Source organism: Streptomyces spiramenti, assembly GCF_012034385.1.
Taxonomy (GTDB): Bacteria; Actinomycetota; Actinomycetes; order Streptomycetales; family Streptomycetaceae; genus Streptomyces; species Streptomyces spiramenti.
Window position 1 is genome coordinate 33,115 of record NZ_JAAVJB010000011.1, and the last position, 22,057, is coordinate 55,171.

The following is a 22,057-nucleotide window of genomic DNA, read 5'->3' on the forward strand; positions in this document are numbered from 1 at the left end:
TCCATCGTTGTGTCTGCCCCGGACAGCAAAAAGCCCCCCGCTCAGGAGGGGACGCCGCGCTGATGCCGCTGTTGCGCCGGCCTCGCGGCGGCGTTCACGGTGCTATGTCAGCGCGGCCCGGTAAGCAGGAGGCGTACGGCACGCATGACGTCAGCCTAACGCACCACCCATCGCGCCCGGCACAGCGAGGCGGGCCGCCCGGTCTCCGGACGGCCCGCCTCGATACTGTGGAGCTAAGGAGAATCGAACTCCTGACCTCTTGCATGCCATGCAAGCGCTCTACCAACTGAGCTATAGCCCCTCGCGTGACTCACCACGTCGTTCCTTGTGGGAAGTCCGTGGAGCTAAGGAGAATCGAACTCCTGACCTCTTGCATGCCATGCAAGCGCTCTACCAACTGAGCTATAGCCCCGAACTTGGTCCGCCTCGCTGACCTCTGGTTTCCCGGGGTCCGCGCTGCGGCGTCGCCTACTGTACACGGCTCTCGGGGTCCCGCGCCAAATCGTTGATCTCCCTCGGCCCGTGGCCCGGTGGGCACCACAGGCCTTCACGTACCGCGGGTTCCGTACGGGCGGGCTCGGCGCTTCTCCCGCATCCGAGCAGCAGCGCCGGGACAGGTCCGACACGGGGTCAGTGCCCGGACAGGACGGGACGGCGGAGGAAGTTCAGCGGCGCGGGCGTCGCGGGCGAGCGACGTTCCCCGCGGCGGGCGGAACCGCCGGAGCGGTCCGTGGATCGGGCGACAGAGACCGCGGTGCGCCACGACGGACCGCGGGCCGGCCGCTCTCGACCGCTGCCGCCTCGACCCGTCACCGTCCGACTCCCGTCGAGGGCCGGCGGACAGCACCGCCCGCCGGCCCCGGAAACGGGAGCGGCGGGCGGACGCACGGAGCGGAACAGGACGGCCCGGACAGCTCGACCGGGGGCACCCCGGACGGGCAGGACTGGGTCAGGTCAGGCACTGGCGAACGAGTAGAAGCGCTTGAGCGCGCAGTGTTCGTCGAGCAGTCGCCCGTAGATCGGCTCACCCTCGAGTTCGCGGTAGACCTCGATGGGGTCACCCTTGATGATCAGTGCGCGCGCGCACTCGACGCACCAGTACTGGTAGGAGTCGTTCACGGGTTCGAGGTCGCGGACGATCGGGGTCCCGCTGCCGCACCAATCACACTTCCGGCTGTGTGCACCCATGTCACCGATCAGCTCCGGACTCGGTCGCGGACCATGCGCACGTGGCAGCCTCCGTCATCGTCGTGAGGTCGTCGCGAGGCGTCGCCGGGTCCCCCTCCCGGTCTGCCTGGTGGAGCCTTTGCGATTCTGCCATGGCAAGCGCCGCCCGATAAGCCGGGAATCCCGCGCGAGTTGCATGGAGACGCGATCGATACAACGCCCGACGTCGCCACGAAGGCGCCGCGCACCGCGGTCCGGGCCCTCCGCCGCCGCCCCGTCGGCCACGGCGTGGGCCCGGGCGGAACCGATACCCACGGGGTCGATCGCAAGGGCGCCCGCGGAGCCGAGCGCCACGGCCACGCCCGGCCAACCTGCCGACGGCGAGGCACCGAAGCCGCTCCCTCCGTCACCGCCCCGTCGCTATTTCACTCTTTCAGGGGCGCGCCGCACTCTCCGTTGACGGTCGAGGGTCCGGCTCGCCGCGCCGGCGGCTGCCGTGCCGCCGGGTCCGGCGACGGCCCACCGGCCGTCAGGTGTCGTCGCCGATGACGGGTTCGGGAAGGCTGCCGGCATTGTGCTCCAGCAACCGCCATCCGCGCCCGTGCTCGCCGAGCACCGACCAGCTGCAGTTGGCGAGGCCGCCGAGAGCTTCCCAGCTGTGGGGGGCGAGACCGATCATCCGGCCGATCGTGGTGCGGATGGTCCCACCGTGGCTGACGACGATCAGAGTGCCGTTCTCCGGCAGACCGGACACCGCGCGGTCCACAGCCGGCGCAGCGCGGTCGGCCACTTCGGTCTCCAGCTCACCACCGCCGCGCCGAACCGGCTCCCCGCGCCTCCAGGCGGCGTACTGCTCGCCGTGCTTCGCGAGGATCTCCTCGTGCGTCAGCCCCTGCCACACGCCGGCGTAGGTCTCACGGAGCGCCTGGTCATGGGTGACCTCCAGGCCGGTGACGGCCGCCAGCTCGGCGGCGGTGTCGGCTGCGCGGCACAGGTCCGAGGCGATGACGGCGTCGGGCCCGAGCCGCGCCAGGATGGCCGCGGCGCGTCTGGCCTGTGCCACGCCTTCCGCCGTCAGCGCGATGTCCGTGGTGCCCTGGAATCGGCGCTCGAGGTTCCACGCGGTCTGGCCGTGGCGCCAGAGGACGACGCGACGGCCGCCGGGTTCGCTGCTCAGCTCAGCTCACCGCCCGGCCGCGCCTCGTCGTCCTCGGCGGTTGCCGCGGCCTTCTCTGCATCGGCCCCCCGACCTCGGGTGGCGATGGCGTCCGCCGGCAGCGGCAGCTCGGGGCAGTCCTTCCACAGCCGTTCGAGGGCGTAGAAGACCCGCTCCTCGGAGTGCTGCACGTGCACGACGATGTCGGAGTAGTCGAGCAGTACCCAGCGGCCCTCGCGCTCCCCCTCCCGCCGCAGGGGCTTCACACCGAGCTGCTCCTGGAGCTGCTGCTCGATGCCGTCGATGATCGACTTGACCTGTCGGTCGTTGGGGGCGGACGCCAGCAGGAAGGCGTCGGTGATCGCCAGGACGTCACTGACGTCGTAGGCGATGATGTCGTGCGCCAGCTTGTCCGCTGCCGCTTGGGCGGCGACGGAGATCAGCTCGGTGGCGTGGTCGGTGGCGGTCACGGGTCAGCAGTCTCCACGGTTGGTCGGATACCGATCCAGGGTCTCATGCCCTCCCGGGCCCGTACCGGCCGCTCCGGTCGGTACGGGCCGTCCCGGGCCACCGCGCCGAGGGCACAGCGCCTGTGGCCGCGGCATCGACGGCACAGCCCCGACGTGCTCCCAGCGGGATCAGGCAGCGTGTTCGGCCGCCCGGCCGGGAGAGAAGAGGTGATGCGACCGACGTCCCTGCGCGCCAGGACCGCGGGCAGCGGTCGGCCCGACCGGCGCCCCGGGCCCGTTCGGGCCCGGCCGGAACCCACCACGCACGTCGGCCGGCCGGAGGCCACGACGGCGCAGTGGGCGTCGGCGGCGGGCCGCGGCCTCCGTGCCCAGGCGCCCGGAGGCACCGCCCGCACCCGTCTCGCCCGTGACCGGGTCGCGACTCGGGGTCAGCCGGTGAAGTCCTCACCGATGATGACCAGCACGTCCGCGTTGCCGGGTGTGTCCGCCTCGCCGACCTGATCCTCGGGGATGCCCAGGGTGCGTGCCACCTCCAGGGCGGCCTCGGCAGCGGCTTCCGAGCCGTAGCGGACCTCGCTCTGCTCCACCGGGTCGGCGGCCTTCGTGTCGACGATGACCCAGCCGCCGTTGACGAGCTTGACCGTCGCGCTCTCGCCCGCTCCGTCGCCACCGGCCGCGTCCCGAAGGGCGACCCGCGGGCTGTCGGAGATGTCCGCGTTGCTGACGGAGCCGCCCAGCACGGTGGATACGACGGCGTCGGCGACCTCGTCGCTGATGGTTCCGTCCTCCTCCACGACAAGGAGGGTCGCCGTGTGGTCGCCGGCCTGCGCCATCTCCGCGAGCTGCGCGAGGCTGGCGCCGAGTTCGCCTTCCGACAGCGAGGGGTCGGCGATCTGGGCGAGGTTCTCCACGACCTGCCGGGCGCCGTGCTCACCGCTGGGCAGTTTCTGCAGCACACCGGCCATGATCTGCCCGAATCGCTGGAGCTGGGCGTCCTGGGGCTCCTCGTCCGCCCGGTGGACCGCGTAGGTGACGGCGCTGCGGCCGTCGAGGGTCTGCTCGCCCTCCCCCACCGTCGGTTCCTCGGCGTCGGCGGGCACGGGCGTGGGCGAGTCCACCGGGACACCGCCGACGAGGTCGACGAGGTTCTCCAGGTAGGGGGTGTCGAGCCGCCAGGTCCCCTTGATGTCCGCTCCCAGCAGCGCGCCGACCGCGTCACGGACGGAGGCTGCGCCTTCGTCCAGCACGGCCTGCCCGAGAGTGGTGGTCCCCGCGTCGGGTGAGACCGAGAGCGCGTTGGGCAGCAGGAGGGTGGTCGCCTCACCGGTGGTCTCGTTGGCGACGAGCAGCACGGTGGACGTGGTCTCGCCCCCGGTCTCCCGCAGGTGGAGGATGATGACGTCCCGGGACTCGGCGATGTCGGCGGCGCCCTCCTCGGCTGCCGGGCCCGTGAGGAACGGCACGCGGTCGGTGGCCCACAGGAATCCGGCGCCCCCGATGACCGCGAGGACAAGGCCGATCACCAGAAGGTTGCGGCGGCTGCGTCCGCGGCGTTTGGTCTCCTCCCGGCGCTCCGTGCGGCTCTCGGTGAACTTGAGCCAGTCGATGACTTCTTCGGAGTCGTCGTCGTTCTCCTCCACGAAGGCGAACTCGTTGCTCTCGTCCCCCGCCGGGTCGTCCTGCGGCCGGCCGCGGCGGCGGCCCTTGTCGGGCGCGGCGGTCCGGGGGCCGGGGACGGATCCGGCGGGTGCGTCGACCGCCGGCTGCTCGGCGGTACCGCCGGCGGGTGCCGGCTCGCCGCGCACCGCGTCCGGGTCGGCGACGGGGGTCTCGCGGCCGGCCCCCGGGGAGTCTCCCGCGTGGGTCCGGCCCGTGGCCCGCCCGTAGTCGTACTGCTCGGGCACGGCCGGGCCGCCCGAGCGGTGGGCTCCGCCGTCCTGCCCGGGTGCCTGCACGGTGCCCGGGTGGCGGGCGGCGTCCTCGTAGCCCTGTGGCGGGCCGTAGCCGCCGGTCGGGTCGGTGTGACCGGTGGTGTACCGGGCGGGGTCGTAGCCGCCCGCCTGCTGGTAGTACCCCTGGTCCTGCGGCGGCCCGAAGGTGTCCGCGTGCCCGCCGTAGCCGCCGGGACCGTCGGCGGATGTCCCGTAGCCGGCGTGACCCGGCTGCGGCGCGCCGTAGGCCCCGGGATCGTCGTACCCCTCCCCCGGGCTGCCGTATCCCGTGCCGTCGGTCGCGTAGGGGTTCTGTCCGGCGTGCGGCGGCTGTTGTGCGCCCCCGTGGTGTCCGGTGGGGTCACCGGGAGCCGCGGGGGGCTCCGACTGCCCTTGGGCGGCGTAGGAACCGTAGTCGTACCCGGCTCCGTCGGGCTGCCGGTACAGCGGGCGCCCGTACTCGTCGTAGCCGTACACCTCGCCGTACGGGTGCTGTCGGTCGTTCACCGCTTCGCCCTCTCGCCCTCGCGGCCGGGTCAGCTCGTCTGGACCGGCGGGGTCCGGTAGAGCTCACGCTTGTTGATGTAGCGCACCACTCCGTCGGGCACCAGGTACCAGACCGGTTCGCCGGCGGCGACACGGTCACGGCAGTCGGTGGAGGAGATGGCGAGAGCGGGCACCTCCACGAGGGAGACCCCGCCGTCGGGAAGTCCCGGGTCGGTGAGGGGGTGCCCGGGCCGGGTGACGCCGATGAAGTGCGCCAGGGCGAAGAGTTCGCCCGCGTCACGCCATGTCAGGATCTGGCCCAGAGCGTCGGCACCGGTGATGAAGAAGAGGTCCGCGTCCGGGTGCTGCTGGCGCAGCTCCCGGAGTGTGTCGGTGGTGTAGGTCTGGCCCGGGCGGTCGATGTCGGCACGGCTCACCGAGAACTGCGGGTTGGACGCAGTCGCGATGACCGTCATCAGGTAGCGGTCCTCGGGCGGTGTCACATCGCGGTGGCTCTTCTGCCACGGCTGACCGGTCGGGACGAACACCACCTCGTCGAGGTGGAAGCGCGACGCCACCTCGCTGGCGGCGACCAGGTGGCCGTGGTGGATGGGATCGAAGGTTCCGCCCATCACCCCGAGCCGGCGCCTACGGTGCACCGACGCTATGTGGTCCGTGTGCTCTCCCATGCGCAGACCCTAGCCGTTCCCGACGGGTTTCAGCGGTCCCGGTTGAGCAGCATGGTGATGAACAGCAGCACGAGGAGCGCGACGAGGACGAGCCCACCGACCATGTACGGGTTGAGCGAGCTGTTCGCGCCGTCACCTTCCGCGAGGGTGGTGGCGGCGACGACGGCACTGCTGAGGATCATGCGACGACCAATCGGGATGAGGGTGGCCAGGAACGTAGGGTCATCGTAAGCGCAGCCGATCTCGGCGACCTCTTGCCCCCACCGCTGCGGATGGGGTGCAGTGGGCGTGACGGACGAACGAGGGGGACCCGATGAGCGAGCAGGAACCCACAGGGGGCGGCGTGGACGACAAGGGCCAGGGCGAGGGGACCGGCGGCAGCGGCCCGGCGGGGCCCTCGAACGGCGACGGCCCCGCCGACGACACGGCGAGGGTCCGCCGCCGCTACCCCGGTATCTCCTCCCGGGCCTACGAGCATCCGGCGGACCGGCCCGCTCTCGTCTCCCTGCGGAAACTGACCGGATTCGAGACGGTCTTCAAGGTCCTCAGCGGGATGATCCCGGAACGCAGCCTGCGGCTGCTGTTCCTCTCCGACTCGGTCCGGGTGGACGAGAACCAGTTCGTGCACCTGCACCACATGATGGTCGACGCCTGCGAGATCCTGGACCTGGAGCGGGTCCCGCCGTTCTACGTCACGCAGGACCCGCGGCCCAACGCGATGTGCATCGGGCTGGACCAGCCGATCATCGTGGTGACCACCGGTCTCGTCGAGCTGCTGGACGAGGAGGAGATGCGGGCTGTCATAGGACACGAGGTCGGCCACGCCCTGTCGGGCCACGCCGTGTACCGCACCATCCTGCTGTTCCTCACCAGCATGGCGGTCCGGGTCGCTTGGATCCCGCTGGGCAACATAGCGATCATGGCCATCGTCTCGGCGCTGCGTGAGTGGTTCCGCAAGTCGGAGCTCTCCGCGGACCGGGCGGGGCTGCTGGTGGGCCAGGACCTGGACGCTTCGCTGCGCGGGCTGATGAAGCTGGCCGGCGGCAACAACCTGCACCACATGAACGTGGACGCCTTCCTCAAGCAGGCCGAGGAGTACGAGGCCGGCGGAGATGTGCGCGACTCGGTCCTGAAGATCCTCACCGTGCTGCCCCGGACCCACCCGTTCGCCGCCGTACGTGCGGCGGAGCTGAACCGCTGGGCTCGTACCCGCGACTACCAGCGGCTGTCGCACGGGCACTACCCGCGTCGCGACGACGACCCGGAGTCCCGCATCACGGACTCGGTGAAGGAGTCGGCCGCGCACTACGCCGGCGCCGTCCGCAACAGCAAGGATCCGTTGATGCGGCTCGTCAACGACGTGGCGTCCGGCGCCGGTGAGTTCGGGGGCAAGCTGCGCGACTTCGCGAGAGGGACCGGTCGGCCGCGCCCCGGCGACGCCGGAGGCGGCGACGGCGCGGGCGACGGCGGCCGGAACGGCGATCCGCGCCCCGGCGGTGAACAGCCGGGTGGGGGCGGCCCCGGCTCCGGTTCGGGGGCCTGACCCCGGCACGCGGGCGCGCGCCTCGCTCCGCCGCGCGGGCGCCGCACCCGGCAGGGTGAGCGACGGCGGCACGCGCCGGTCCACTGCGGGCGTCGGGCGGCTCGGGTTCGCCGGGCGTCGGGGCCGAGGCACGGGACGCCGGCGGATGGCCGGCGGTCCGTACGCGCCGTGACCGCACCGACCGCCCGGGCGGAGCCTTCGGACTCGGTGGGCGCGGTCGGCGGGTGGGCGTCGTGCACCGCTGACGGCCGGTCAGCTCCCGGCGAGGGTGCCGCACAGCGGCGACCCGGTAGCGGGCAGCTCCAGGGGGTCGAGCCCGCCGCGGGCCACCGGCTCCCCGTCGCCCGTGGTCGACGCCCGGGTGTCGCCGTCGCCGGCACGGGCCCGGAGCGGCCCGTCCTCCTCCCGCGGAGCGTCGCCGCTCGGTGCCGCACCCGTCCGCGGCGGCTCGTCGCCGTCAGCGGCGGGCGGGCCCGCGCCGCCCGTCGGGCCGTCCGCAGTGGCCGCGACTCGCTGGCCGGCGAGGAGCGGTCGAAGGGCGGTGGCATCGGCGGGATCGGCGCAGTCGAGCGGCCCTGCGGTCGTGGTGGCGCTCTCCAGGGCCACCTGGCCGGTTCTCAGCTCTTCCTCACCGAAGCTGAGGACCACTTCCCGCTGGAGGAGGAAGAGCGACGGGGCGGCGAGGGGATCGCCGGTGGGGACGAGCGCGTAGGCGAAGCGGTGCCGCGCGGAGATGCTCAGCCGTCCCTGCGTCTGCTCGACGGCGAACGCCCCTTCGACCCGGGTGCCGTCGTCGGTCAGTTCGACCGTTCCCGGTTCGAACCGGACCAGGAAGGTGGAGGCGCGGACCGGTCCGGGGCCACTGCGCAGCGCGCGGTCCAGGCGGTGCTGCTGGAAGGGGGTGAGCAGCGCGCGCACCGGCGCGACGGCGCCGCCGACCAGCACGTCGGGGGTGAGGCTGCTGGCCGTCACGTAGCGGCGGGCGAGAACCAAGGCGTCGATCACCTGGTCTCGGTCCCAGTCGCCGACCGACCGGGCCTCGGGCAGCACCAGTTCGGTGCCGAAGTCGTCTGCGGCCGTGTCGGCGTAGGGGTCCGCCGTGGCCACGGAGGGGACGGCGCCGTGGGGCGCGAGCGGCAGCAGGCTGCCGGCGGGCACGATGTCCGGTCCCGGGCGGGCCGCGGGGCGGAGTCCGCTGTTGCCGAGGAAGACGGCGATGAGAACGGCGGTGACCAGTACGGCCGCCACCGCGAGGCCGTTGCGGGGCAGCAGCCCGCCCGCGCGGGCGGGCGCCGACGGTTCCGTGACCCGCGGGCGCACGGGGAAGGTGCCCGGTTCCAACCGCTGCGCGGCGCTGTGCTCCTGGAGGGAGGCAGCACGGACGAACGACTCGTCGAAGACGGTCGCACGGAACTCGTCGTCCCCGTGGTCGGGGACCTCCCCGGCGGCCCCTCCTGGAGGGTCCGAACGCCCTGCCGTCACCGTTTCAGAGTAGGGCGAGCGGCGCTCCGGTGACAGTCCCGTCGCTCGTCGGAGCACGACCGGGTGGCGCACGCGGCACGAACCGGACACGCCGGTGCGCTTTCCGGCCAGGAGAACGCGCCGGAGTCCGACCGCGCGGCCCGCGTTGGCCCGTCAGGGGCAGGGACTCCGCCGTCCGAGGCGGATCTCCCCGCGGAGCGGGCCCGCCGAGGGCGAGCCGGGCCGGGCTGGACTGCCGACGGAGGGCGGGCTTCCGACGGAGGGCGGGCTTCCGACGGGGGCCGGGGCTCCGGACGCGCCCGGCCGTCGCCGCACGACCGCCCGGCGGCTCCCACCGACGGAACGGGAAGTCCACCGGCGGAACGAGGAGGGCACCGGGCTCCCGTCCGGGGAGGCGCGGGCCGCCAAGGGCAGGGAGGGGCGGCCACGGCAGGGACGGGCGGCCGAGCGGCCGGGCCGCCGCGAGGCTGCACAGCGGCCGTCCGGTCCGGGCTCTCGCTCCGCGGCGAGGGGCTCGACACCGGCCGCCCGGGGCGCGCCGGCGGCGGCCCCGTCCGAACGGGCCCGCCCAACGCATGGGACGCAACGGTGCCCGCACGTGCCGCGGTGCACCCGGGAAGGGGCCTCAGCCGGCCCCGGCCGGTCCGGCAACGGCGTCGGGCCCTGCCACGCCGTCGGCACCGGCGCCCGGGGCGACCTCCTGCGAGTTGGCGGGGAGCGGGCCGGTGTCCTCCGCCCCGTGGACCGGGCGGGAGCCGGAGTCGCCGCCCTGGAGTGTCGAGCTGCCGGTGGTCCGGGTGGTGTCGCCCGGTCCGCCCAGGTCGGCGCCGTCGTCGCCCGGGTCGCTGACCGGGGGTGTCACCGGCGGGTCGACGCGCTGCGCCGAACCGGACCGCTGCACGGCGATCAGCGCGAACGCGACGACGCTGAGGCCCATCACCATCGCCAGCACGCAGGCCATCGGGCGTTGCCACCGGCCGGGGCCGCGCCCGGCCGTACCGGCGGCCCAACCGCCACCGGGGCCACTGCCCGGCCGGCCACCGGGCGCGCGTCCTCGCGCGGGGGTCGGCGTCTCACGTCGGGCGGTGGCACCGGCCGTGGGAGAGGAGCCGGACCCGCGGGTCGTCGGGGCGCCCACCCCTCTGCGGCGACCAACGGGGGCGCTCCAGAGCCCCGACGGCACCGAGGGTCCGGCGACGCCGGTCACGTCCGGGCCGGGCGAGGCACCCGGCGGGTACCCGCCCGTCAGGGTGCCCGGCGGCTGGTCGCCGTCGTCGGGGTCGGCCGCCGGATCGCGTCCGGCGTACAGCAGGCGCTCCCGCGCCGAGGGTTCATGGATCCGCGCGGCCTCCACGAAGGCATCGTCGAAGACCACGTCGGCGAACGCCTCGTCGGCTGCCCCGCGGTCACGGCTCTCGGGCCCTTCCCCGTCCGGGTACGGCGGGCCCCCCACGTCGTCCGGCACGGGACCAGCCTAGGACGTGCGGGCGCCGAACGGGGGGCTCGGCGGAAAATCACCCACGCGTGTGACCGTCCCCGGTCACCACGTACTTGGTGGACGTGAGCTCCGGCAGGCCCATCGGCCCACGGGCGTGGAGCTTCTGGGTGGAGATGCCGATCTCGGCCCCGAATCCGAACTGACCGCCGTCGGTGAACCGGGTCGAGGCGTTGACCATCACGGCGGCGGAGTCCACGAGCGAGACGAAGCGGCGGGCCGCGGCGGTGTCGGCGGTGAGGATGGCCTCGGTGTGCCCGGAACTCCAGCGGCGGATGTGTCCGACGGCGGCGTCGAGGTCGGGGACGACAGCAGCGGCGATGTGGAGCCCGAGGTACTCGGTCGCCCAGTCCTCGTCGGTGGCCTCGGGCACCGTGACGCCGGCGGTGGCGCCGGCCCGCTGCCAGTCGGCGTCACCGTGCACGGTGACGCCGGCCTCGGTCAGGGCGGCGAGCAGCTTCGGCAGGAGGGCGTCGGCGACACCGCGGTGGACGAGCACCGTCTCGACCGAGTTGCAGACGCTGGGACGCTGCGCCTTCGCGGTGACGACGATGTCGACGGCCCGGTCGATGTCGGCCCGTTCGTCGACGTAGATGTGGCAGTTGCCGACGCCGGTCTCGATCACGGGCACCGAGGAGTTCTCCACCACGGTGCGGATCAGGGCGGCACCGCCGCGCGGGATGAGCACGTCCACCAGCCCGCGGGCGCGCATCAGCTCGTGCACGGAGTCCCGGCTCTCCCCGGGGACGAGCTGGACGGCGTCGGCCGGCAGACCGGACCCGGCGACGGCGTCGCGCAGGACCGCGACCAGCGCGGTGTTGGAGCGGTGCGCGGAGGAGGAGCCCCGGAGGAGTACGGCGTTCCCGGACTTCAGACAGAGCGCGGCGGCGTCCACCGTGACGTTGGGGCGCGCCTCGTAGATGATGCCGACGACGCCGAGGGGCACGCGCACCTGCCGCAGGTCGAGCCCGTTGGGCAGGGTGCCGCCACGGACGACCTCCCCGACGGGGTCGGGGAGCGCGACGACGTCCCGGACGTCGGACGCGATGGCCGCGACCCGGGCCGGTGTGAGGGTGAGCCGGTCCACGATCGACTCCGAGGTACCGGCCTCTCGGGCACGGGAGACGTCCTCGGCGTTGGCCGCGACGATCTCGTCCACGCGGGCCTCCAGGGCGTCCGCGATGGCCAGGAGCGCCGTGTCGCGGGCGGTGCGCGGCAGTGGCGCGAGCTCGGTGGCCGCGGTCCGCGCGCGGCGGGCGGTGGCCCGCACCGGGGAGTCGGCGGCGGTCGGGGCCGGCGCGGGGTCGGTGGTCCCGGCGGCGGTGGCGTCGGCGCGGAGCTGGGCTGATTCGGCTGCGGGGCTCATGCCCGCCAAGGTTAGCTCTGCCGGGCGGAGCGCCCGCCCCGGTCCGCATGCCGGGCGGCGGCCGACAGCGGGGCGCGTCCAGATGCCGGGCGGCGGTCGGCGTCTGGGGGCGTCCAGCGGGCGTACGCTGCCGTGCGGGTCACGGCCCGGGCGGACGCGCCGCACGTCAGAAGGGGTGCACGCCGACGGGTGAGGCCGGTGCAGGGCCGTGGCCCTCGGCGAGCCGTTGGTGGTAGGTATCGCGGCCGATGACCTCCAGGCCGACGATCTCCCACGGCGGCAACTGCGCGGTGCGGCGGTGCTCGCCCCACAGCCGCAGGGCGACGGCGGCTGCGTCCCGCAGGTCCAGCGCCTCCTCCCAGTAGCGGATCTCCGCGTGATCGGCGGCGTACCGGCTGGTCAGGAGGAAGGGGTGGTCGTGCGCCAGCTGTTCGAGGGCGCGCCGGACGTCCCCCGGTGGCGCGGGGTCGCCGGAGACGCTGAGGGTCACGTGCCAGAGGCGGGACTCCGGCTGCTCCTCCCCGTCGTCGTCGGTCGGACCGGCGGCGGGTCCCTTGCCTCCTTCGACGCTGGCCAGTCGTCTCACCGGCAGCCTCCCGAACTGGAACTCGTCTGGTGGGCCCCGGCGCCCGCCGTGGCGGCGCTGCCCCGTCTCCTGCACCGGGCGGCCAGGCTCCAAGCTGCCAGGTCCCGGGCGGTCGTGCGGGCCGTTTGCCGGAACCTCCGGCGGATGGCGCCGACATTGGCCGATCCCGGGCTGTGTCCTCCGGCGCACGCGGCGCACGGACCGGCGCCACCGTGCGGTCTCGGGCCCGGAGGCGCGACCGGCGACAAAGCATCACACACCACGGCACAAGACCCTTCAGGCCCGGGTGAGCACCAGGTCGTCGCGGTGGACGACCTCGCGCTCGTAGTCCGGACCGAGTTCCCGGGCGAGGTCACGCGTCGAACGTCCGATCAGTCGGGGGATCTCGCGGGCGTCGAAGTTGACGAGACCGCGGGCGACCGTCCGTCCGGCCTCGTCGCGGAGGAGAATCGGCTCGCCGGCCGAGAAGTCGCCGTCGACCGCGGTGATACCGGCCGGGAGCAGCGAACTGCCCCGTTCGGTGATGGCTTCGACGGCCCCGGGGTCCAGGGTCACGCCGCCGCGCGGCACGGAGGCGTGGGCCAGCCAGAGCAGCCTGCCGGCGGAACGGCGGCCGGTGGCGCGGAACAGGGTCCCGGTGAGCGCGCCGGAGAGGGCGTCGGCGGCGTGGACCGCGGAGGTGAGCACGACCGGGATGCCGCCTCCGGTGGCGATCCCGGCGGCCTCCACCTTGGTGACCATGCCACCGGTGCCCACACCGGCGCTGCCGGCGGAGCCGATCTCGACGCCTGCGAGGTCCGCCGGGCCGGTCACTTCGCCGATGCGCCGGGCGCCGGGGCGGCGGGGGTCCCCGTCGTAGAGGCCGTCGATGTCGGAGAGGAGGACGAGCAGGTCGGCGCGGACGAGGTGCGCCACGAGGGCGGCGAGCCGGTCGTTGTCGCCGAACCGGATCTCGTCGGTGGCGACGGTGTCGTTCTCGTTGACGACGGGCACCGCCCCCATGGTGAGGAGCTGCTCCAGCGTCCGGTAGGCGTTGCGGTAGTGGACGCGGTGGCTGGTGTCGTAGGTGGTCAGCAGGACCTGGCCCACGCGTCGGCCGTGCCGGGCGAAGGAGGCGGTGTAGCGGGCGAGGAGCAGGCCCTGGCCGACGCTGGCGGCGGCCTGCTGGCGGGCGAGGTCGGTGGGGCGGCGGGTGAAGCCCAGAGGCGCGAGGCCGGCGGCGATGGCGCCGGAGGAGACGAGGACGATCTCCCGTTCCGGGTATCTGGCGAGGACGTCGACGAGCGCGTCGACCCGGTCGGCGTCGAGGCCGCCGGCCGCGGTGGTCAGCGACGAAGAGCCGATCTTCACCACGATCCTGCGGGCGTCCGCCACGTCCTGCCGTGCCGCTGTCACTGCTGCCGCGCCCCTGTCCCGTCCGTTCGCCGTCCGGTTCCCGATCGGCCCGGCTCAATCTACGGCACGGTGCGGCGGGGGCCCCGGGGTCCTCGTACCGCGGACACCCGAGGTCGGCGGCGCCGTCCCGGCGGGTTCTCCCGGGACGGGTGGACGGGTTCGCGGGCGCGCGCCGCCGGGGGACGGACAGCGTGGTCCGTCCCCCGGCGGGCGGCTTCGCTGCGACGCAGCCCGTCAGGCCAGGTCGGCGAGGCGCCAGGCGGTGACGGTGGAGGCCGGCGGTCCCGGGACCTCCAGGTGGAAGGAGGTCCCCCACGCGACGCGGAGCCCCCCGTCCGCAAGCACGGTGACCTCGCGGACGACGGGTCGGACCGCGGAGAGCACGGCGTTCAGCGCGAGGGCGCGGGCGTCGTACCGGGTCTCGCACTCCTCGAAGGGGCCGGCCGGCTGGTGTTCGCGGGGCGCGGTGAGGTCCGAGTCTGCGAGCAGGGTGCGCTCGCCCCGCGCGAGGCGGAACACGGCGGGGAGCAGCAGGCGCAGCGCCGGTCCTTCGTCGGGATCGAAGGTGAGGAGGGCGGCGTCACCGTCCCGCGCCACGCCGGCGACGCGTGCGCCGAGGAGCGTGGCGGTTTCGGGCGCGGGACGTGCTGTGGCGCGGGACGGATCGCCGGCGGTCTCCCCGGTGGTTCCCGTGCTGCCGCGGGCGGCCTTCTCGGTGGCGCCCCCGGCGGGCGCCGCGGGTGTGGCGGTGGCCACCCCGGCGTTCTGTGGCGGCATCTCCGCTTCACCCCTCACATCGACCTCGCATTCTCTGCACGAACAGCACACAGAGAGAAGCCCTGACAGTGATCATCTTTGTTACGGTCAGGTGTCGGAACGACAATTCCACGCATAGCCGGAGCGGTTGAGGGCAGTGGAGACCCCTCGCGTGTACGGCTCGTCGGGCGACGGTCCGCCGGGAGCGTGCGGCACCGCGCCGGGGAGGCCGCGGCGGGACGCACCACGGGCCGGGCCACCGGCAGCCGGGTCCCGGAGGGTGGTCAGCCGTGGGTGTGCCGCCGGCCCGCCACGGCGGAGGTGATCATCTGGTCGACGTCGTGGGCGGCGCTCCAGCCGAGTTCGGCGCGGATGCGGTCGGCGGAGGCGACGATGCGTGCGGGGTCCCCCGGGCGGCGTTCCACGGTCTCGGGGTGGAGGTCGGTGCGTCCGGTGGCGGCCAGCAGCCGGTCGATCATCTCGCGGACCGACACCCCTTCACCGCGCCCGATGTTGAGGGTGAGTTCGGTCGCGGCGGGCGCGGTTTCGAGGTGTTCGGCGGCGGCGAGGTGCGCGTCGGCGATGTCCGAGACGTGGATGTAGTCCCGCACGCAGGTGCCGTCCTCGGTGGGGTAGTCGTCACCGAAGACCAGTGGGGGCAGCCCGGCCTCGATCCGCTCCAGGACCATCGGAACCAGGTTGTAGGCGCCCGGGTCGCCGAGTTCGGGGGTGGCGGCGCCGGCGACGTTGAAGTACCGCAGCGAGGCGACGCGCAGGCCGTGCGCCCGTGCCGCGGCGCGCACCAGCCACTCCCCCGCCAGTTTGGTCTCGCCGTACGGGCTCATCGGCGCGCAGGGGGTGTCCTCGGTGACGGTCTCCACGTCGGGCATGCCGTAGACCGCGGCCGAGGAGGAGAACACCAGCCGCTCGGTGCCGGCGTCGACCATCGCGCCGAGCAGCGTCTGCAGACCGGTGACGTTCTCCCGGTAGTAGAGCAGGGGGCGCTCGACGGACTCACCGACCTGCTTCTTGGCGGCGATGTGCACCACGCCGCGGACCCGGTGCTCGGCGAGGGCGGCGTCCAGCCGGGCCCGGTCGAGGACGCTGGCGGTGACGAGCGGCACGCCGTCGGGCAGCCGTGCGGCGTCGCCGGTGGAGAGGTCGTCGTAGACGACGACGGACTGCCCGGCGGCGCGCATGGCGCGCACCACATGGGCCCCGATGTACCCGGCACCACCGGTGATCATCCAGCTCACGTCCACCCACTCCTCACGCTGACTTCGGCACCCGGGCCCCGGCCGCCGCCCGGTGGGCGGCGCAGCGCCGCAGTGTGGCCGTGAGCGGCGCCCGGGCAGCAACGTACACCCGGCGCCGGGGCCCGTAGGGGAACGGGGCGCGGGCGCGGCGGACGCGGCTGTGGCGCGGCCCGGTGGTGACACGGACGTGCGCCCGCCTCGGCGCCCGGTCGCGGGGAGGCGGGCAGCGGTCGGTCAGCGCTTCTCGAAGCTGCTGGGGAACGGGAAGTACTCGTCGAGGAACCGGTTCAGCAGCCGCCCGACCTGTTCGCGGTCCTCGTCGGCGGTGGCCACGTCGTTGAGGCAGATGAAGTCGTGGCCACGTTCGGCGAGCAGCCGACCGAGCCTGATCTCGGCTTCCTCGGGGCGGCTGATGTCGACGTAGCAGAGGCGGTAGCGGCCGGGGACGGCCCGGCCGGTCAGCAGCGCCTGGTGGTGGTGGAGGGAGGCGCCGGGGGCGATGTCGGTGACGGAGCGGAACCGTGAGGCGGCGGTGCGCTCGAACTCGTCCGGGAACAGCTCCTCCAGCTCGGTCATGACCGACTTCAGCTGGGGGTGGGCGACGTGCATGAACTTCTGGGTGATGTTGCGCTTGTGGGTCTCCCAGATGAGGCGGCGCACGTTGCGGCCGGCGGCGCTCGGGGCGGCCTCCAGGGGGTGCGGTTCACCGAGGCCGAACTGGGCGGAGGAGAACGGCACCTGGGCGAGGCCGTTGGCGTGGAAGAACTGGTCGGGACCGATGGGACGGCCCAGCATGACGTCGTCGTTGAAGTAGACGTAGTGCTCGGAGAGGCCCTCGATGTGGTGGAGCTGGGTCTCGATGGCGTGGGAGTTGAAGACGGGCAGCACGCCGGGGTCGCGGAAGATGTCGCTGTGGTCGACGACAGTCAGGCCGGGGGCGTCGGTGTCGAGCCACTCGGGGACCTGGCGGTCGGTGACGAGGTAGATGTGGCGGACGAACCCGGCGTACATCTCCAGTGAGCGCAGCGAGTACCGGAGTTCGTCGTGGCTGACGAAGCGGGACGACTCGGAGCCGGGGTCCTTGCGGACGCCCGGGCGGTGCTCGTCGCGCCGGGCCTGCCAGGCGGGGTCGTCGCCGTCGACCCAGGTGTAGACGATGTCGACGGGGAACTGGACCTCGTTGACCCGGGGCAGGGTGAAGGACTGGTAGGTGGGGTAGTCCCGCTCGCGGACGGTGAGCAGCGCGGGGACCTGCTCGCCGCGGGGCAGGAAGTCCGAGACGGCGTTGCGGCGCGGGGCGATCAGCGATTCGGCGAGGACGTCCTCGGGCAGCCCCTTGGGGAGCTGCTCCTCCGGGTCGCCGGCGGCGAGGAGTTCGGCTCCGTCGGCCCAGAACTCGACGTCGCAGCCGGACCGGGTGTGGGCGAGCAGTTGGTTGCGGGGCCCGATGAGGAACTCGCCGAACCGCAGTACGCCGGCGGTGGCCAGGGCCTCGGGGAGGCGGCCGTCCACACGGAACTGGAACTGCGTGACGCCTCCGGAGCGCTGGGGCAGGCCGACGTAGATCGGTCGGGAGCCGTGCACTTCGTCCATGGCGGCGAGGAAGGCGGCGCGGTCGGCGACGCGGATGCCGAGCTGGTGCCGGATGCCGGAGGCGCCGGGGACCATGAAGTAGGTGATCCCGGCGTGGTCGAGGGCGCGGACCACGAGGTCGAGGTTGTGGGCGCCGGCGCCGGCGCTGGAGAAGGAGGTGACCTCCCGGCCGAGGAGGACACGGCCGCGGTGCAGGAACTCGCGGACGGAGGGGTCCGCGGCGAGCAGGGGCCGACGCAGGTGGCGGGCGCGGCGGTGCCGGAGGCGCTCACCGGGGGTGAGCTGGGTGGCGAGCCAGCCCTTGGCGCGGCGGCGTGCGGCCTCGGGGGTGGCGCGGTTCAGCATCCGGCGGACCGGCAGTGGCACCTTGTTGTATCGACGGACGAGGGAACCAGCCGGAGCGGGTCCCGAGTGGTCTCCGGCGGTAAACGGTGCGTTCATCTCGTCCTGTCCTGGTCGGGCGTCGGTACCGCCGCGTGCGGTGCTGCGGATCCCGATGGTTCACCGCTGGGGGGCGTCGCGGGCGCACACGTGCCACCAAAGCGTAACCTTCGGGACCTGCCGGCCCGGACGGTCGGCACCTCCATTCTCCGGGCGGGTCGCGGCGGTCCGGGGAACTCGGGCCACTCTGCGTACCGGCCTTCCAAGAGCTTCACACCGCCCCCATATCCACAGGTGCCGGGTCTTCTTCCCGAGTGCGCCGTCGACTTGTCGCGGGGCGACGTGGCGTGGTTCGGCCTGGCGGGTCGGACGGGCACTCCCGCACCCGTCGGTGTGGGGGATATCTCCCGGCGTCACCGATGGCGGGGTGTGCCGCGCCGCGGAGGTCGCGGGGCGACGGCCGGGAGGTGTGACGGCGGGAATGCGGCGTGTGCGTGGCGCTTTTCGTTCGGGTCGCGGCGAGGCGTGGAGGGTTTCGGTCCGTGGGAATCGCCGTGTGGTTCCCACGGACCGCGCGCTCAGCACAGCTGAGCGAATGGGTCGGGCGGTTCAGTTCTTCGGCGGGAAGTGCTCACCGGACCCGTCGAGCGCGAGGTAACCGCCCTTCGTGGTGTAGAGCGTCATTTCCGTGCGGCTGTTTCGCGGCCGGTGGTGGATCTCCGGGGGTGCTGCGAATGCGGGCGCGGGGGCGGGGGCGAGCCTGACGTCACAGCGCTGCCCGCCCTGCTCGACAGTGAGCCAGAGGTCCCACACGGCCCGGGTGAGGGTCTCCGTGGTCCCGTTCGCCGCGAGGTCGAGTTCGGCGGTGAACCCCCGGGGTCGGGCAGCGGCCGGGGCACCGGCGGGTGGTTCGGCGACGGTCCGATCGCTCAGCGTCGGCTCGATCGGCTCCGTGGGCGGCTGCGGGGACCGCCCGCCGAGGAGCCGTCGCAGCGCCCCGAAGCCGCCCGACGGTGCGGGGGGTGCCTCACGCGGCCGGAGCGCGAGGGAGAGGCGCAGCAGCTCGGCGGGGACCTCGGTGAGCCACGCCGCGCCGTGGACGGTGAGTCGGTCGCCGTCCCAGGAGAGGTCGGTGACGGTGGCACCCGCGGTCACGGGGTGGTGGGTGCCGCCGACGTCCAGGGAGTAGCGCCGGGTCTTGGTCGCATAGGGGACGACGCCGGTGGCGCCGGCGGGGGTTGCGAGGAGTCGGCCGGCGGGCTGCGCGAGGCCGGCCGCGTCGGAGGGGACGGGGAGTCGGACGGTGCGTTCCAGGCCGTGGAAGGCGACGGTCAGCCGGGCGTCCCAGACGCCCGGGGTCAGCGGCGCGCCGTTGTCCGCGGTGGCGGGGTCGAGGGTGACGCCCCAGTGGGTGGGTGCCCCCGCGTCGCCGGCAGTGGCATCTGCGGCGGCGCCGGGACGGGCGGGGAGTCGGAGCTCGCGGTCGTCCTGGCGGTGCCGCAGCAGGAGGGAGACCGCGGCGGTGTCGAGGTCGGTGCCGGCGACCCGGCAGTCGCCGGTGAGCTCCAGTCGGCCACCGTCCCAATCGGAGGAGAGCAGGCGCGCCTTGAGCCGGAGGCGGTCGGTCACGTCGAAGTACTCGTCGGGCAGGGCCTGCTCGTCGGTGCGGAAGTAGGGGTAGCGGCGGTAGGCGCGGCCGGCGTCGAACAGCAGCGGGGCGTCGGCGGCTTCGGCCGCGCGGCGGGCCACCTCGGTGGACCGCTCGATGTCGCCGTCGGCGAGCAGGCGCAGTTGCAGGCTCTCGTAGGCGGTGAGTTCGCCGCGGATGGCGGGTGTCCAGTGGCGTTCGTACAGGGCGACGGCTCGTTCCCAGACCTGCGCGCGGAACTCGGTGTCGGGGTGGGCGAGGCCGACCGGGAGCATGTCGTCGGCGACGGTGCGGAAGTGGCGGCCGAGGAGCCGCGTGCGGCCGTTCTCGTCCTCGACGCCTTCGGCGACGAGGTCCATGAGTATCTCGACGTATCGGACGACTTCCTCGACATTGCGACTGCGCTGCATGATGTTGCCGCCGTCGTCGCGCTGCCGGAGGTAATAGCAGTCGTAGTCGCCGACGACGGAGGTCCCTGCGGAAGCGAGGTGGAACTCGGTGACGAACACCTGGTCCTCGCCCCACCAGAGGGATTCGTCGAAGCGGATTCCGTTGTCCACGACGACGGACCTCCGGTAGAGCTTCTGAGGGCTCAGCGCGCGGTAGATCTCGGAGGTGTAGAGGTCCACCTTCCCGCTCTTTCCGTACGCCTTCACCGAGGTGCTCCGCCCCACCCCGACAAGCTTTCCGAGCACCATGTCGGAGTTGTCGCGATCGGCGGCCTCCACCATGAGTTCGAGGGCTTTCTCCCCGAGAATGTCGTCGGCGTCCATGAGGAAGAGGTAACGCCCCGTGGCGAGTTCCATCCCCTGGTTGCGCGGGGCGCTCGGGCCGCCGGATCCGACCTCACGGCGCACGAGCCGCATCGAGGGGTGGGCCTCGGCGCGACGTCGCAGCTCATCCTCGCTGCCGTCGTCGGAGGCGTCATCCACCACGATCACCTCGAAACGCGACGATCCGAGCGACTGCGCAAATACCGAGTCGAGGCATTCGACGAGGTACGGCATGGAATTGTAGACGGGAACGACAACGGAAACATCGGGTCGCACGAAGTACCTCCGGTAGCCCTGCACAGCGTGCAACCAGCCTACCGGCCGCGGGAGTTTGCGGTCCGGGTATCGCCTCCCGGGGGACGCGAACGGGCCGGTGCGGGTTACGAATCCGTTAGCTGCCGACGCTTCGGCTACCGGTATGATCAGCCGGATGTCCACACGCGTGAGCCGCACCTGTGGTCGACGACACACCTGATGGGCATTTCATCACCGACTCGTAACGACTTCGGAGCCTACGTGGCGCGCATCATGAAGGGGCTTTTCACGAGAAGAGCCCGCAGCAAGTCCCGCGACCCCTGGTGGGACAATGTCCGGTACACCTCCGGGACGCTGGTGGTCGTGGGGCACACGATCGAACCGCTCCGCGACATGGAGGGGCCGCTCTGGCTCTGGTTGGTCACCTGGGCGCTGCGGCTCCCGGTGTTCGTGATGGTGTGCGGCTACTTCAGCAGCGCCGGTCCGCTCAACCTCCGCGAGGCGCGGCGAATAATCGAGTCCATCGCGCTGCCGTACGTCTTCTTCACCGCACTCCAGACTCTCCAGGTGAGATGGCTGGAAGGCGAGTGGAAGATCTATCTGGGGCTTCCCAAGTGGACGCTGTGGTTCCTCCTCTCGCTCATCGTGTGGCGTGTGGCGCTGCCGTATGTCGTCGCGTTGCGGTTCCCGTTCACGCTGACCGTGCTGGCGTCGTTGTCCATCGGTTACTTCAACGAGTTCGGCTCCGAGTTCTCGGCCTCGCGGACGGTCGCCCTCTTCCCCTTCTTCGTACTGGGTTGGAAGATCCGACAGGGGCTCTTCGCGGACCTGTTCAGCCGGGGGTGGACCCGCTGGCTGAGTCTCGGACTGCTGCTGGGCTCCGGGGTCGTGGCGTGGCTGGTCCGCGAGGAGGTGCGGATCGGGTGGACCACGCTGGCCGCGCCGTACGTCTCGCAGGTCGAGACCTTCGGCCTGGCCTGGGCGTGGGTGTTCCGCGCGGCCCTGCTGACCTGGGGTGTCGTCCTGGGTCTGTGTCTGATCAACCTGGTGCCCCGGCGACGCATCCCGGTGGTGACCTACCTCGGGGCCGGCGGCATGTACATCTATCTGCTGCATCCGCTGGTGCTCCGGCCGCTGCGCGAGACGGGGATCTTCGAGCGGATCGACAGCCGCGAGGAGCAGGTCCTGGCGGTCCTGGCGGCGGTGGCGCTGGCCGCGATGCTGGCGTCTCCCCCGGTCCGGGCCGTGATGAAGCCGCTGGTCCAGCCCAGCGTGCCGTGGTTGTTCTCGCGGGAGGTGCGGGACGCCTCGGTACGGCGGAAGCCGAAGCCGGTCGAGGCCGAGGGACCGACGGAGGCGGAGGGGGCGACGGGACCGGCGGACCCCGCGGAGGACGGACCGCGGGCGGCGACCCCGACTGCGGGTGGGCAGGAGCAGCAGCCGGCCGGGGCCGGCAACCGCTGACCCGCTGACCTGGCCGGACCGACCGGCGGTCGAGACCGGTGACGGGCCGTCGCCCCCCCTGGGGGCGGCGGCCTCTCCGTTTCGCCCCGGGGCCCCGGAGTCACCAGCGGGGTGCGGAAACCACCGGCGCGGTCCGGGGGTTCGACGGAACGCGCCGTGGCCCCC

General features: G+C 73.2%; 17 protein-coding genes and 2 tRNA genes. 2 read left to right on the forward strand and 17 right to left on the reverse strand.

The window, feature by feature from the left end; genetic code table 11:
* Positions 1 to 228: 228 nt before the first annotated feature.
* The 8 genes from HCJ92_RS02950 to HCJ92_RS02985 all read right to left on the reverse strand — a co-directional run bounded on the left by HCJ92_RS02950 (position 229) and on the right by HCJ92_RS02985 (position 6,081).
* A tRNA-Ala gene (locus HCJ92_RS02950) sits at positions 229 to 301 on the reverse strand.
* 38 nt (positions 302 to 339) lie between these two features.
* A tRNA-Ala gene (locus tag HCJ92_RS02955) sits at positions 340 to 412 on the reverse strand.
* A gap of 542 nt (positions 413 to 954) precedes the next feature.
* Positions 955 to 1,188 carry a hypothetical protein gene (locus HCJ92_RS02960; RefSeq protein WP_167931795.1) on the reverse strand — a complete coding sequence of 78 codons (234 nt, stop codon included), beginning with the start codon at positions 1,186 to 1,188 and terminating at the stop codon, positions 955 to 957.
* Positions 1,189 to 1,696: 508 nt separating this feature from the next.
* A complete protein-coding gene (locus HCJ92_RS02965) occupies positions 1,697 to 2,344 on the reverse strand; it encodes a histidine phosphatase family protein (RefSeq protein ID WP_167931811.1) in 648 nt (215 codons plus the stop codon).
* Positions 2,341 to 2,793: a ribosome silencing factor gene (gene rsfS, locus HCJ92_RS02970; RefSeq protein WP_167931796.1), complete on the reverse strand. Its 453-nt coding sequence runs from the start codon at positions 2,791 to 2,793 to the stop codon at positions 2,341 to 2,343. The genes HCJ92_RS02965 and rsfS overlap by 4 nt, the downstream gene beginning before the upstream one ends.
* A 428-nt stretch (positions 2,794 to 3,221) precedes the next feature.
* Entirely contained in the window at positions 3,222 to 5,231 is a 2,010-nt protein-coding gene (locus tag HCJ92_RS25505; protein WP_167931797.1) for an LCP family glycopolymer transferase, read from the reverse strand.
* Between the two features lie 29 nt (positions 5,232 to 5,260).
* Positions 5,261 to 5,899 (reverse strand): nicotinate-nucleotide adenylyltransferase, encoded by a 639-nt coding sequence (gene nadD / locus HCJ92_RS02980; RefSeq protein WP_167931798.1) that lies wholly within the window; start codon positions 5,897 to 5,899, stop codon positions 5,261 to 5,263.
* 29 nt (positions 5,900 to 5,928) lie between these two features.
* Positions 5,929 to 6,081: a hypothetical protein gene (locus HCJ92_RS02985; protein WP_167931799.1), complete on the reverse strand. Its 153-nt coding sequence runs from the start codon at positions 6,079 to 6,081 to the stop codon at positions 5,929 to 5,931.
* Between the two features lie 131 nt (positions 6,082 to 6,212).
* Between HCJ92_RS02985 and HCJ92_RS02990 the strand changes: the two genes are divergently transcribed.
* A complete protein-coding gene (locus HCJ92_RS02990) occupies positions 6,213 to 7,442 on the forward strand; it encodes a M48 family metallopeptidase (protein WP_167931800.1) in 1,230 nt (409 codons plus the stop codon).
* Positions 7,443 to 7,694: 252 nt separating this feature from the next.
* Here the strand turns inward: HCJ92_RS02990 and HCJ92_RS02995 are convergent, their stop codons facing one another.
* From HCJ92_RS02995 to HCJ92_RS03035, 9 genes are all read right to left on the reverse strand, one after another.
* Positions 7,695 to 8,924, reverse strand: coding sequence for an SCO2583 family membrane protein (locus HCJ92_RS02995; protein ID WP_167931801.1), 1,230 nt, complete (start codon positions 8,922 to 8,924; stop codon positions 7,695 to 7,697).
* A gap of 625 nt (positions 8,925 to 9,549) precedes the next feature.
* Positions 9,550 to 10,389, reverse strand: a complete 840-nt coding sequence (locus HCJ92_RS03000) for an SCO2584 family spore wall biosynthesis protein (RefSeq protein WP_167931802.1) — start codon at positions 10,387 to 10,389, stop codon at positions 9,550 to 9,552.
* Between the two features lie 49 nt (positions 10,390 to 10,438).
* Positions 10,439 to 11,785: a glutamate-5-semialdehyde dehydrogenase gene (locus HCJ92_RS03005; RefSeq protein ID WP_167931803.1), complete on the reverse strand. Its 1,347-nt coding sequence runs from the start codon at positions 11,783 to 11,785 to the stop codon at positions 10,439 to 10,441.
* 166 nt (positions 11,786 to 11,951) lie between these two features.
* Positions 11,952 to 12,371, reverse strand: coding sequence for a hypothetical protein (locus tag HCJ92_RS03010; RefSeq protein ID WP_420824663.1), 420 nt, complete (start codon positions 12,369 to 12,371; stop codon positions 11,952 to 11,954).
* A gap of 276 nt (positions 12,372 to 12,647) precedes the next feature.
* On the reverse strand, positions 12,648 to 13,766 hold the full coding sequence (gene proB, locus HCJ92_RS03015) for a glutamate 5-kinase (RefSeq protein ID WP_167931804.1): 1,119 nt from the start codon (positions 13,764 to 13,766) through the stop codon (positions 12,648 to 12,650).
* 234 nt (positions 13,767 to 14,000) lie between these two features.
* Complete coding sequence (locus HCJ92_RS03020) at positions 14,001 to 14,543, reverse strand: hypothetical protein (protein WP_167931805.1); 543 nt, start codon at positions 14,541 to 14,543, stop codon at positions 14,001 to 14,003.
* 263 nt (positions 14,544 to 14,806) lie between these two features.
* Complete coding sequence (gene galE / locus HCJ92_RS03025; protein ID WP_167931806.1) at positions 14,807 to 15,778, reverse strand: UDP-glucose 4-epimerase GalE; 972 nt, start codon at positions 15,776 to 15,778, stop codon at positions 14,807 to 14,809.
* A gap of 234 nt (positions 15,779 to 16,012) precedes the next feature.
* On the reverse strand, positions 16,013 to 17,812 hold the full coding sequence (locus HCJ92_RS03030; protein ID WP_275942238.1) for a stealth family protein: 1,800 nt from the start codon (positions 17,810 to 17,812) through the stop codon (positions 16,013 to 16,015).
* 549 nt (positions 17,813 to 18,361) lie between these two features.
* Positions 18,362 to 20,644, reverse strand: coding sequence for a glycosyltransferase (locus HCJ92_RS03035; RefSeq protein ID WP_338053989.1), 2,283 nt, complete (start codon positions 20,642 to 20,644; stop codon positions 18,362 to 18,364).
* A 45-nt stretch (positions 20,645 to 20,689) separates the two neighbouring features.
* On the opposite strand from HCJ92_RS03035, the gene HCJ92_RS03040 reads away from it, so the two are divergent.
* Positions 20,690 to 21,892, forward strand: coding sequence for an acyltransferase family protein (locus HCJ92_RS03040; protein WP_167931808.1), 1,203 nt, complete (start codon positions 20,690 to 20,692; stop codon positions 21,890 to 21,892).
* Positions 21,893 to 22,057 lie beyond the last annotated feature (165 nt).

Bases quoted from the DNA above. Each gene is read 5' to 3' on its own strand.
- HCJ92_RS02960 (WP_167931795.1), bottom strand. From the start codon at position 1,188: ATGGGTGCACACAGCCGGAAGTGTGATTGGTGCGGCAGCGGGACCCCG.
- HCJ92_RS03030 (WP_275942238.1), bottom strand. From the start codon at position 17,812: ATGAACGCACCGTTTACCGCCGGAGACCACTCGGGACCCGCTCCGGCT.
- nadD (WP_167931798.1), bottom strand. From the start codon at position 5,899: ATGGGAGAGCACACGGACCACATAGCGTCGGTGCACCGTAGGCGCCGG.
- HCJ92_RS03005 (WP_167931803.1), bottom strand. From the start codon at position 11,785: ATGAGCCCCGCAGCCGAATCAGCCCAGCTCCGCGCCGACGCCACCGCC.
- HCJ92_RS03020 (WP_167931805.1), bottom strand. From the start codon at position 14,543: ATGCCGCCACAGAACGCCGGGGTGGCCACCGCCACACCCGCGGCGCCC.
- HCJ92_RS02990 (WP_167931800.1), top strand. From the start codon at position 6,213: ATGAGCGAGCAGGAACCCACAGGGGGCGGCGTGGACGACAAGGGCCAG.
- HCJ92_RS02985 (WP_167931799.1), bottom strand. From the start codon at position 6,081: ATGATCCTCAGCAGTGCCGTCGTCGCCGCCACCACCCTCGCGGAAGGT.